The sequence below is a fragment of the Anabaena sp. 90 genome, assembly GCF_000312705.1.
In the GTDB taxonomy this organism is placed as follows: Bacteria; Cyanobacteriota; Cyanobacteriia; order Cyanobacteriales; family Nostocaceae; genus Dolichospermum; species Dolichospermum lemmermannii.
The window spans coordinates 1,725,551-1,738,004 of the sequence record NC_019427.1; the positions used below are offsets into that span (position 1 = coordinate 1,725,551).

Consider the following 12,454-nt stretch of genomic DNA (forward strand, 5'->3'; position numbering starts at 1 on the left):
TCTATAGTAGCTATCAGCATCATTGTAATTATATTTCATATAATTTTTTAAGAATATTGATAATAATGCAACAATTTTGTCTATGAGTGTAATATACTTGGCTAGGCTGATCCCAAAACTCAAGAATTCTGTTCTTATTAGTTCAATGTCAGCTAAAATAAAATCCACTTGACAACAAACAACATTCATTTTCGACCTAAGTTGATGCCTAAACAAAAAAAAATTGAACTCCTAGTCGGTGACGAACTGCTCAAAAAAGTTAAAGAGCTAGAAGCCATCAGCAAAGACGAAAAAGCTAAACAGTGTGGCTACTATACTGTTACCAAAAATGGTATAGAGCGCGTCAATATGATGAAATTCTTGAATGCCCTAATTGATGCTGAGGGTATTCAGTTGGATAGTTCACCCAGTGCGAATGGACGTGGTGGACGCAGTGCCAGCTATAGAATTGGTGTGCAGTCAAACGGCAACTTATTAATCGGTGCAGCTTACACAAAACAGATGAATCTTCAACCTGGTGATGAGTTTGTCATCACTTTAGGCAAAAAGCACATTCGACTCCGACAAGTAGATTCGGAATCTATAGAAGATGTGGAAGTAGAAGCTACAGCTTAATGAATATTCATTAGTCAGTTATGGGTTGTCAGTTGTCAGTGGTTTTGTTTTACCCCTGACTGCTGCATAACTAATAACTGACCAATTACCAAAATTTAGAGAACAAGGAATAGGGAACAGGGAACAGGGAACAGGCAATAAGAAGATATTTGCCACTGACAACCAACAACTAACAACTAACAACTAACAACTAACAACTAACAACTGACCAATCACCAATCACCAATCACCAATCACCAATCACCAATTCCCAATTTCCTCTATATATTCAGTGGTTGTAATCACTGGTAGATATTGATGTAGTACCTTAGTGATTGCCGTTAAATTACAAGTTAATTCAATTTGTTCTCTTTCTAATAAACCCAGAATAAAATCAGGATTGTCTTTAGCTACCACTGGTAATTGATGTAACCCACGTAATGCCATGCGGTCTAAGGCTTCAGATAAAGGTTCATCTTCCCAAGCATAGAGAATATCCGTAGTACAAATATCTATAAGTTTTTGACTAGATAAATATTCCTGAATTTCAGTAGATGAATTAGAAAGATTTTGCCATAGAGCCAGAGTCCGTTTAATATCTTCTAAGGACAGAATTCCCACCAACTTGCCAGCATCATCATCAATTATCAACGCACTGCGAATTCGTTCCCGTGTCATTGCTACCGCAGCTTCTAATACTCCCAGAGTAGCTGATAATTTTTTGGGGTAAGCGTGCATAGCATCTGCGACTAACATTTGCTGCCAAAGTTCTACTTTTTCATCTTTCAATTCTGGCAAACCAATCTGTTGCAGATTAGCATTAGCATCTAAAGTTGGTTTAATTCGTTCTACTAACCAAACACTTAAACCCACCGCTGCCATTAAAGGTAAAACAATCCGATAATCGCGGGTTAATTCAAATAACATTAAAATTGCTGTCAATGGCGCTCTGACACTACCTGCCAAAACCGCTGCCATACCTACCATTGCATAAGCTGGAGGAGCAGCCATATAGTCTCCAATTCCTGGTGCTACCAAAGCCAAAAATTTAGCATAAGCGGACCCAAAGGACGCACCTAAAAACATCGCTGGTGCAAATAATCCACCGACAAAACCACTCCCTGAACTTACCGCTGTCATCAGCAATTTTAACACCAGTAATATTAGTAACAGGTTCAGCGAAAAATCCTCATCCTGGAGCATAGCTTCTACGGTTTCATAGCCAATCCCCAAAATTTGCGGGTAGCGCCAACCGACTATACCAATGATTACACCACCGAGAATAGGCTGAATTGATTGAGGAATTTTACCTAGTAATTTCAACCCTGGTAAATTACCAGCAAAGGCGGATTTGGCTAACCGAATTGATTCAGTATAGGTGAGAGAAATTAAACTTGCACCTAAACCTAAACCCAGATAAAGAGGTAATTCTAGGTAACTGCGAACTTGATAAGCAGGTAAAGCAAAAGCCGGTTGTGAACCTAAACCAATTTGAGCAATTAAGGCGGCGACAACGGCGGCAAGTAACACCACACTTACCGCAGAAGTAGCAAAATATGTAGTTCCCATGACTACTTCTAAGGCAAAAAATACGCCAGCAATGGGGGCATTAAAACCAGCAGCTAAACCAGCCGCCGCCCCAGCACCTAAGAGCAACCGCTGACGTTCTTGAGAAACTTGTAATATATCAGACAATAAAACTCCGAAATTAGTCCCAATTTCTACACTTGGACCTTCGGGACCCAAGGATGCACCACTGCCGATAGAAACAGCCGCAGCGATCATTTTTGTGACCGGTCGGAGGGGTTTCTTGGCTTCTTTGCCTTGAGCAACAGCTATGAGAGAAGAAAGTCCTGGACCAAAATCCTGAGTGCGCCAACGCATGAGGCCAACAATGATACCACCCAAAGTGGGAACAGCAGCTAAAGTCCAAGCACCCCAGATCCCAATTTGTCCCATGAGATTTTCCAGCATGAAGTTGTTAATTAGCTGGATTAAATAGTGAAAGGTGACTATCCCCATAGCTGTACTACCGCCAATTAGCACGGCCAAAAAAAGCACTACTGTTTCTGAGGAGGGCTGAAAACGATTAATTAACTGAGTGAACCGCATGGAAGGTGGGGAAAAAGTATCGGATTCCGTGACCTTCGTCTGCGAAGTCGGAGGCAAGAGAGTCATTGATAACCGAGGTAAATGTCAGAAAAAACGATTTTTTATCTGTTATTTCTTATTGTGGTTTATTATGGGAAAAACTGCCTGCTCAATAATTAATTAGCAAAAATCACAAAATATTTAGAAAAAAATAATTCCGTCCTGCGGTGCTAGCAACTTGAGTTAGTATATAAGGGAGTATGTCCTTAGGTCAATTTCATTCTTAAAGTCTACATAGTAGGGAGCAGGGAATAGGCAACAGAGTTGAAAGTCTTTTGGTGTTTCAGTTTTAGGTAAATTTTGGATCTCATGCAATTGCATATCGCTATCATAGTATTTTGCCAATAACTATCAGTGACTATGGCATAACCGCTGGATTTTCAGTAAAATTCAATACAGATATTGTTATAAATAGAATCAAGGGAATAGGCGGACGAGGTAGATGAGTACAAATACTTTTCATGATCATTATGTTACTTGCCCAATTTGCCAAAGAAATAACAGAACCACGCCAATAAAATCCTATATTGGTTTGTTTTCCTGTCCTTATTGCCAAGAAAAGTTAGTTGTTTGTCAAAGCGGACATTATGTCCGTGACCCATTTATTTGGAAACAAATGATGATCTCTTCAGCTTTACGTCGTCAAAGCCGACCTTTGGCGCGGATAATCAGAGATTTTATCTTCATTAAGCGTCCTTTTTTGTCTTTGGTTGTGGGAAGTGCGATTTTTTTCGGGATTGTGACTATGACTCAAGATAATATGAGTCATGATGGCCAAGAAATTCCCCAAATTGAAAGAATGAACAAGGGTGAAAAATAGATTTCTTGTGGAACCTTAAAAAATACTTTCGCCAAATTGAAAAAAGCCTGAATTCCCAGGTTGGGTTGTATTACAGGAAAGACAACATCAGCGTTGGATTTTGCTTCGCTCAACCCAACCTCCGAAACAATAAAAATGGCGAAGGTATTGTTAAAATGAGTTATTTTCTTTGGTAATTAATTGCCAATCTTCTACTTGATCTATGACTTTGATAGAGTTGAATTGGAGGTTTTCTAAGGTAGATATATTGAGGAGAAAATAAGGTTGGCTATCATACTGCCAGTAATATTGTAACTCACCAATAGAAGCAGGAATAATAGTGCGATCGCTATAAAAATCCAAAGAAGCACGATGGTAGGGAAAAGATGTATAGATTTCCTTAATTGCTGGATTTATTTTAGTGATCATTGCTGCTACTGGTTTAACAGGATAAGCTGTATTTAATTCCCCAACCCAGTAATGAGATTTCATTAATAACAATAGAGAAATATAACTTCCCCAAATTAAAATTTTCAGAAATTGTCTATCACCTCGCTCTGCTAAAATTGCCGCTAAAGTCATGGTTAAAGCCACTGCTGCAAAAATTATCTGTAATTCTACTTTGTCTAAAGTTCTCCAACTAAAATAAATACTGCCTGCAGAAGCCACCACAGCCAATATTGCTAAACTCGTTACCCAAGCGCGGGGATAGCCAGAAACTACAGGCACATTTTCTATTTCTGCTAATTGAAACCCCAAAGCTAAAGCTAAACTTGGATAAATAGGAACTATATACCAGGGAAGTTTAAAGCTAATGAGGGAAATAATTAATAGATAAACACCACACCAAACAATAATCAATTTTGCCCAACTTAAATTATTATTCTCCCAGGTAATGCGGATAGTTTGAGGGAGAAATATCAACCAAGGCCATGTCCACTTGGCGATTTCTAAAAGATAATACCAAGGTGCTTGGAAACTGCCATTAGTAATAGTTTGGATATGGTTTAAAGATGTATTCACATCAATATTGAAGGGATAGCCATAGTGCCATACTTGAAATCCGTACCAACAGCATACAGGTAGACAACCGATGAAAATACCTGTCCAGAAATAATAACTTGCGAGTAGTCTAGGTGTATCCCAGTAAAGAAAGACTAAAACAACTGCACCTAAATAAACACCCATCACGCCTTGGGTTAGACAAATTAACCCGAAACTAATGCCTACACCTAAGCAGTAACGCAAATCCCGGCGCGATCGCAAGACAAACCACATCATCAAAATCAAAAAACTGGCAACTGCCCCATCTAACACTGCTAACCTGCCATAACGCACCACTGGCAGCATTGTTAGATAAATTAAGGAACTATAAATAGCTGCCCAACGGTGCCGAAATATCTCTCTCCCCATGCAATACAACAAAGGTACAGAAGTTGCCATCAAAATTGCACTAGGTAGGCGAGTTGTCCATTCATTAACACCACCCAGAGCATAAGCCCCAGCAATTAACCAGTGCATTAGCGGTGGGGTGTGGTGATATGGTTCACCGCCCAAAGTGGGGTAAAGCCAGCGCATTGAATCTGCTGGAGCTTGCCAAATTTCCCGCGCTACCCTGGCTACAGTTGCCTCATCCCCATCTTGTAAGGGCAAACCGCCAAGATTGATGCTAAACAAGATCACCGCTGCCAATAACAAGAGGATTAGCCATAGCCAATCAATCTTTCTTTCAACCACACGGTGCTGTTTTTCTAGATGAGTCCAAATAAAGCTTCCTTCTTGCATATTCTATGCGAATCTTATAATTGTTAGGTTTAATCACATAGAGATCAAAGCGAATCTCCTATGTTGCCATCCGGGAACAATCTATTTTTAAAGGCAATGGCTAGATCCCAAATTAGCTCAGTTTCTCAGGAACAGAGATAATTTTTTGGCGAAGATTTTCTGATTAATTTTTTTCAGGAAGTTTACAGGCATCCTGCCGATTAAATGATATAAATACTACCATTAGCATTTGCTCAATTACCCTGAAGGAGAATGTCAATGAACCTACCTTTTATTTTAGATGTGGCACTGGGTTTAATTTTTATTTACTTAATTTTAAGTTTACTGGCTTCAGAAATTCAAGAACTATTGACAACTGTACTGCAATGGCGGGCTGAACACTTGAGAAGATCAATTGAAATTCTTTTAGCTGGTGATGCTCAAAACTCAGAAAAACCGGAAGTAATTCAACTAGTTAATAAAATTTATGGCAATCCTTTAATTCAAAGTATTAATCAAGAGGCTAAAGGTTTATTAGCAACTTTACCTCGGCAAGCAACTTGGGCAATTGGCTCATTCTTTAGTCTGTTTAGAAAGTCTACTTCTAGATTTAGAAAAGAAACTGTTTTTGGTGATCAAAAACGCAGTGCGCCTTCCTATATTGGTGGTGAAAATTTTGCTAATACTTTTATGGATACACTCCAACTGCCAGTATTGGTCAAAAAATTAACTGAAATCAGACTAGAACAATTCAAAAATGAACGTTTAGATGATATCAGACAAATTTTAATTCAGTTGCAGGTTTACATTAATAATCAAGAGTTATCTAGTGAATTTGCTACTGATATTGCCACAGATTATAAACAGTTAGAATTAGAGTATAACCGCATTACTGATGAGTTTAATAAGGATAAATATGATATCTACATGGCGATAAATAGGATGAGAGATAGCCTAGATAAATATATAGATAGTTTCCAAGCAAACATAGGCAATCATGAAGATATTTTAGATAAACCTTTGCGGGAACTAAAATTCGTCAGACAAGATATTTTTGCAGATGCAGAAAAAGCCATAGTGCTAGGAGGATTAAAACCTAATATCAATGAAATTGTCAAATCTATTAAAAAAGGTAGTGATATTCATGGTGAAGTTATAGCAGCTATTCAAGATAAAGATAGTGAAACCTATAAAAAAGTTCAAGAACTAATTGATATTCTGCCAGATTCTGTTGTTGATAGTATTGAAACTATGGCAAAACGCGCCCAAATGAGAGCTAAAAGCACGGAAGAAGGGATTATTCTTTTACGGAAAGAAATTGAAAATAGTTTTGATAGCTCTATGGAAAGAGCCGGTGGTGTTTACAAACGTAATGCTAAGGGAGTAGCAATTATCATTGGCATAACTTTAGCTATTACAGCCAATGCCGATACTTTTCATATCATTAATCGCTTATCTAAGGATTCTTTATTACGAGAAATAATTATTAATAAGGCTGTACAAGTAGTACCACAAGGATCTAATCCTTCAGATATGAGTAAAGTAGATCCTAACGAGATTTTAAAGGAAGTTGAATTACCAATTGGTTGGACTAACGCTAACGTACGACAGCAAATCAACGTAACAAAATATAGAATTCATGGGTTGCCTGTTTTCAGTGTTTTGAGTATGATTGCTGGTTGGCTTGTGAGTGGGATTGCGATTGCTATGGGTGCGCCTTTTTGGTTTGATTTACTGGGTAAAGTCATGAATGTGCGGAATGCAGGTAAAAAAGGCAAACAAGCTCCTAGAAATCAAGATGAATAATTCAGATCCCCGACTTCTGAGAGAAGTCGGGGATCTGGTGTTATGGTTTCGTTTTCCCAAATCTTCATAAATTTTATCTACTTCCCAACCCCAGTCATTTTGGTTGGGAACAGTATCTAGGAATGGATCAGTATAAATATAAACAATTATTTTCATAAAGAGAAATGGGGAAGAATTAGATCTTTTCCTCAATTATTAATTGCAAAAGCTTGATTAATCTCCCAATTATGAAATACTGATGACATTTTTTCAGGTGTTTTATAGACTGTGAGTCTGCAAACTGATATTGAAAAATATAAGAACAAAAGATAGCTCTGTAATTTATGATAATATGAATTCCCTTCCGGTTGACACAGTTGAAGCACTGGATATTCAAACTCCCAATCTTGACTCTTTACTAACTAAACAGTTTCCTCAGCAATTTACTAAAAACGATATTCGTACCAGTTTACAAGCTTCTACCATAGATGCTGTTTTTGCATCTATTTTTGGTCTGAGTACCGGGGGAATTTTAGTCAGTAATTTGTTAGTCGAGTTGGATGCTACTCCGGTGATCTTTGGAATGTTATCCTCAATTCCCATGCTGGTAAATTTTATTCAACCTGTGGGGGCTTACATTTCTGAACAAACTACCAGTAGATTTCAATATTCTCTATTAACTTTTGGAACTTCTCGGTTATTGTGGTTAATTCTAGTTATTGGCATTTTTGCTAACAATTCCAGTTTACTAGATTCTCAACAATTGGTAGTATTAACACTGTCAATTGTTCTTTTTAGTCATCTTCTGGGAGGATTAGGAAGTGCATCTTGGCTAAGTTGGTTAGCAATTATTGTTCCCCGCAGGTTACGAGGGAGATATTTTGGTATTCGGAATAGTGCTTGTAATCTGACTAATTTAGTATGTGTACCTTTAGCGGGATTAGTAATATCAAATTGGCATGGTGGAACTATCCAAGGTTATGGATTAGTTCTATCTTTAGGAACTATTTGTGGAATTATTAGTTTGTGTTGTCAATATTTTCAAGCAGACGTAAATCCGCAATTACAAAATCAGCATAGTTTGAATTTTTGTGAAAATCCTCCTCAAGATATTTGCAAAGAAGAAATTAATTGGACTACTATTATTGGGCAGAACTCTAAATTTTTACTATTTCTGCTTTATTTCAGTATCTGGATGTTGGCTGTGCATTTGAGCGCACCTTTTTTCAACTTCTATTTATTAGATACTTTAGATTTAGATGTGACTTTAGTAACTATTTATAGCAGTCTTCAGACCGGGGCAAATCTGTTAGTGTTGATTATATGGGGGAAATTAGCCGATAGAATCGGTAATCGTCCTATTCTTATCTGTGTGGGTATTTTAGTCGCAATTACGCCATTATTATGGTTAGGAATTGGTCATCATCAACTTGATTTTTGGTTATGGTTGCCGCTTTTACATATTTTTACTGGCATCACTTGGGCAGGAGTTGATTTATGTAGCACTAATATGTATTTAGGAATTGCCCCCGTGAGAAATAAATCTATCTATTTTGCCATTGTTGCGGCTGTCGGGGGCGTGAGTGGAGCTTTAGGGACAACTATCGGCGGTTTTATTGCCCAAAATCAGGAATTTGGCGGTTTATTAGGCTTATTTGCGCTATCTAGCCTATGCAGACTACTAGGGCTAATTCCGCTAATTTTTGTCCAAGAACCGGGTAAGTAGAAGGAGTCAGTTGTCAGTTGTCCGTTGTTAGTAGGGGCGAAGCATTTGGAAGATAAATTATCGGTCATTGCCAAAAATAGTTCTCCAAATGCTTCGCCCGTACAGTTGTCAGTTGTCAGTTGTCCGTTGTTAGTTGTTGAAGGAAGAAGGAAATTTCTTCCCTCATTTCCGTTTTTTATTCAACAGTAGCGGAACTTAATTTCATTGTTTCCCACAAAACCATACTTGGTGTCGTTGTGGGGAGAGGTTGATGTAGCGCAATTAATTGTGTCAAAGTAGTTTTTAATTGAGTACGGGAGACGATATCATCAACAAATCCGTGTTTAAGTAAGTCCTCAGCGGTTTGAAAATCTTCAGGGAGTTTTTCTCTAAGAGTTTGTTCAATTACCCGTCTTCCCGCAAAACCAATAGTTGCTTTGGGTTCAGCGATGATAATATCACCCAACATGGCGAAACTAGCGGTAACACCTCCGGTAGTTGGGTTGGTTAAAACAGGAATATATAATAGTTTAGAATCTCGGTGACGTTGGAGGGCGGCGGAAATTTTCGCCATTTGCATTAAAGACAGCATTCCTTCCTGCATTCTCGCACCACCTGATGTGCAAATAATGACGACAGGATAACGCCGTTGGGTGGCTTGTTCAATCATGCGGGTGAGTTTTTCCCCGACAACAGAACCCATGCTTCCACCCATAAACCGGAAATCCATGACTCCTAAAGCTATGGGTAAGCTGTTAATTTGTCCTAACCCAGTTTTAACAGCATCTATCAGTCCTAGTTTTTCTTGTGTTTCTCGCAAGCGATCGCTATATAGTTTACGATCACGGAATTGTAAGGGATCAGTGGGGCGCAAATGCTCATCCAATGGATTCCAGGTATTAGCATCAATTAATTGGCGAATTCGTTCATCACTATCAACGCGATTATGATGACCACAATCAACGCAAACCATTTGATTAGCTTTTAAATCTTTTGTATAGCTAAGAACACCACATTTAGGGCATTTATGCCATAAACCATCAGCAATTTCCCGTTCTTGGCGTTCTGAATTGGGACTTCCTGATTTACGCCGATTTGCGAACCAATCAAATAGAGACTTTAAACCGCGTGATTCTTCGTTGTTTGCCATTTTTATCTTATGTAATTAGGTGTGAGGACAAAATCAGAACTATGATTTAGATGATTAAATGTCTTAACTATGATTGATTTGATTATTTTGATTTGGATGATTAGTTAATCATAAAAATCACAAAAATCATAAAAATCATAGTTTAGACATATTTAAATCTCAATGGGGTAATCACAGCTACAGTCAGGTGCGATACAGGTTTAAGTGGATAAAACCATAAGCAATGTCATAACTATGATTTGCGTGATTGTTTTGATTGGGATGATTGATTTGATTATTTTGATTTGGATGATTAGTTAATCATAAAAATCATAAAAATCACAAAAATCATAAAAATCATAGTTTAGACATATTTAAATCTCAATGGGGTAATCACAGCTACAGTCAGGTGCGATACAGGTTTAAGTGGATAAAACCATAAGCAATGTCATAACTATGATTTGCGTGATTGTTTTGATTGGGATGATTGATTTGATTATTTTGATTTGGATGATTAGTTAATCATAAAAATCACAAAAATCATAAAAATCATAGTTTAGACATATTTAAATCTCAATGGGGTAATCACAGCTACAGTCAGGTGCGATACAGGTTTAAGTGGATAAAACCATAAGCAATGTCATAACTATGATTTGTGTGATTGTTTTGATTGGGATGATTGATTTGACTGTTTTGATTTGGATGATTAGTTAATCATAAAAATCACAAAAATCATAAAAATCATAGTTTAGACATATTTAAATCTCAATGGGGTAATCACAGCTACAGTCAGGTGCGATACAGGTTTAAGTGGATAAAACCATAAGCAATGTCATAACTATGATTTGTGTGATTGTTTTGATTGGGATGATTGATTTGACTGTTTTGATTTGGATGATTAGTTAATCATAAAAATCACAAAAATCATAAAAATCATAGTTTAGACATATTTAAATCTCAATGGGGTAATCACAGCTACAGTCAGGTGCGATACAGGTTTAAGTGGATAAAACCATAAGCAATGTCATAACTATGATTTGCGTGATTGTTTTGATTGGGATGATTGATTTGATTATTTTGATTTGGATGATTAGTTAATCATAAAAATCACAAAAATCATAAAAATCATAGTTTAGACATATTTAAATCTCAATGGGGTAATCACAGCTACAGTCAGGTGCGATACAGGTTTAAGTGGATAAAACCATAAGCAATGTCATAACTATGATTTGTGTGATTATTTTGATTTGGATGATTAGTTAATCATAAGAATCACAAAAATCATAAAAATCATAGTTTAGACATATTTAAATCTCAATGGGGTAATCACAGCTACAGTCAGGTGCGATACAGGTTTAAGTGGATAAAACCATAAGCATGAAACAAAAAAAAGATTTAAAAAATGATATTAAGATCCAGGCAAAAATAATCTCATATATGGGGACAAAATAGCTTCACCGCAAAAAACAGTGATTACCGCACCTAACGCTAGGAAGGGTCCAAAAGGCATTTTTTGTCCCATTTGGTGACGAGAGAGGATAATTGCACCACCACCGACGAATACTCCCAAAATGCAGGAGATAAAAACCGCTAGTAGTAAATAACGCCATCCTAACCATGCTCCCATCATAGCAGCTAATTTAGCGTCACCTGCACCCATGACCGTTTTGCCAAAAGCCATAGAACCTAAAAGGGCGATCGCATCAAACAGCCATAAACCCAGAACTGCACCGGCTATTCCGGTTATTAAGCGTTTTGATAATCCCACCGCAGTCGGTTCTGATAACCAACCCACAGCCATTTGAAAGACTATTCCTAAAATTAAACCCGATTTAGTTAAGGGGTTAGGTAAGGTCATTGTATCTAAATCTATAAGAGATAAAGCCAATAACCAACTACAAAAAGCCCAATATCCCAGGGTGAAAATTGAAAATTGAAAAACCCAAAATACTATTAAAAATATTATCCCTGTTAATGCCTCCACTAATGGATAACGGCGAGAAATCTGAGTTTGGCAATAACGACACCGCCCTTTTAACCACAACCAACCGAAAACCGGGACATTATCATAAGCCTTCAACCTATTTAAGCACTTGGGACAGCGAGAAGGTGGCCACAGCACTGATAAGCCAGCGGGTAGCCGATAAACCACAACATTAATAAAACTACCCAGAGATGCACCCAAAACAAAGACAATGATACTGGCTGAAATATTCATTAAAATGTCCATATTATTATTTGTCAGTTGTCAGTTGACTAATACATATAGGACTCAATTTGATTCAACGGCACAAAACATTCCTGTGGTAATAACACTGGGTACTTAGTAAAAATCACTTTACCCCGATGAGTTACCCGACTAATTGCTACTCCTGTAGCTTTTCCTACTATTTCTGGATGGACTTCACAGTAGGTATAGTAGATGTGACTAGCTGCTCTAATTACAGTAGGATCAATCAAAGAAGGATGCTTTTTGGAGTGGGTAAAGTTTGCCTGTTCTTGTTGTAAAGCGTACACAATTGGCTTT

11 protein-coding genes are annotated in these 12,454 nt (G+C 37.5%); 5 read left to right on the forward strand and 6 right to left on the reverse strand.

The window, feature by feature from the left end; translation table 11 throughout:
- Window positions 1–204 precede the first annotated feature (204 nt).
- The gene (locus ANA_RS07810; RefSeq protein WP_015079519.1) at window positions 205–615 is read left to right on the forward strand and encodes an AbrB family transcriptional regulator; all 411 of its coding nucleotides are present in this window, start codon (window positions 205–207) and stop codon (window positions 613–615) included.
- Between the two features lie 18 nt (window positions 616–633).
- Here the strand turns inward: ANA_RS07810 and ANA_RS26480 are convergent, their stop codons facing one another.
- Both ANA_RS26480 and ANA_RS07815 read right to left on the reverse strand, forming a co-directional pair.
- Entirely contained in the window at window positions 634–798 is a 165-nt protein-coding gene (locus tag ANA_RS26480) for a hypothetical protein (protein WP_015079520.1), read from the reverse strand.
- A gap of 57 nt (window positions 799–855) precedes the next feature.
- A complete protein-coding gene (locus ANA_RS07815; protein ID WP_015079521.1) occupies window positions 856–2,772 on the reverse strand; it encodes a chloride channel protein in 1,917 nt (638 codons plus the stop codon).
- A 415-nt stretch (window positions 2,773–3,187) separates the two neighbouring features.
- Here ANA_RS07815 and ANA_RS07820 point away from each other — a divergent pair, with 415 nt between their 5' ends.
- On the forward strand, window positions 3,188–3,565 hold the full coding sequence (locus tag ANA_RS07820; protein ID WP_015079522.1) for a hypothetical protein: 378 nt from the start codon (window positions 3,188–3,190) through the stop codon (window positions 3,563–3,565).
- Window positions 3,566–3,715: 150 nt separating this feature from the next.
- Here ANA_RS07820 and ANA_RS07825 read toward each other — a convergent pair whose 3' ends face one another.
- Window positions 3,716–5,329 (reverse strand): ArnT family glycosyltransferase, encoded by a 1,614-nt coding sequence (locus ANA_RS07825; protein ID WP_015079523.1) that lies wholly within the window; start codon window positions 5,327–5,329, stop codon window positions 3,716–3,718.
- 258 nt (window positions 5,330–5,587) lie between these two features.
- Between ANA_RS07825 and ANA_RS07830 the strand changes: the two genes are divergently transcribed.
- From ANA_RS07830 to ANA_RS26975, 3 genes are all read left to right on the forward strand, one after another.
- Window positions 5,588–7,114: a hypothetical protein gene (locus ANA_RS07830; protein ID WP_015079524.1), complete on the forward strand. Its 1,527-nt coding sequence runs from the start codon at window positions 5,588–5,590 to the stop codon at window positions 7,112–7,114.
- 331 nt (window positions 7,115–7,445) lie between these two features.
- Window positions 7,446–8,819, forward strand: coding sequence for an MFS transporter (locus ANA_RS07835; RefSeq protein WP_015079525.1), 1,374 nt, complete (start codon window positions 7,446–7,448; stop codon window positions 8,817–8,819).
- Between the two features lie 24 nt (window positions 8,820–8,843).
- A complete protein-coding gene (locus tag ANA_RS26975; RefSeq protein WP_168204347.1) occupies window positions 8,844–9,008 on the forward strand; it encodes a hypothetical protein in 165 nt (54 codons plus the stop codon).
- On the opposite strand, the gene accD is transcribed toward ANA_RS26975, so the two are convergent.
- From accD to ANA_RS07850, 3 genes are all read right to left on the reverse strand, one after another.
- Entirely contained in the window at window positions 8,995–9,948 is a 954-nt protein-coding gene (gene accD / locus ANA_RS07840; protein ID WP_015079526.1) for an acetyl-CoA carboxylase, carboxyltransferase subunit beta, read from the reverse strand. The two genes, ANA_RS26975 and accD, sit on opposite strands and share 14 nt — an antisense overlap.
- Window positions 9,949–11,335: 1,387 nt before the next feature.
- A complete protein-coding gene (locus ANA_RS07845) occupies window positions 11,336–12,157 on the reverse strand; it encodes a prepilin peptidase (RefSeq protein ID WP_015079527.1) in 822 nt (273 codons plus the stop codon).
- A 26-nt stretch (window positions 12,158–12,183) separates the two neighbouring features.
- Window positions 12,184–12,444 carry a hypothetical protein gene (locus tag ANA_RS07850; RefSeq protein WP_015079528.1) on the reverse strand — a complete coding sequence of 87 codons (261 nt, stop codon included), beginning with the start codon at window positions 12,442–12,444 and terminating at the stop codon, window positions 12,184–12,186.
- Between the last annotated feature and the right edge of the window lie 10 nt (window positions 12,445–12,454).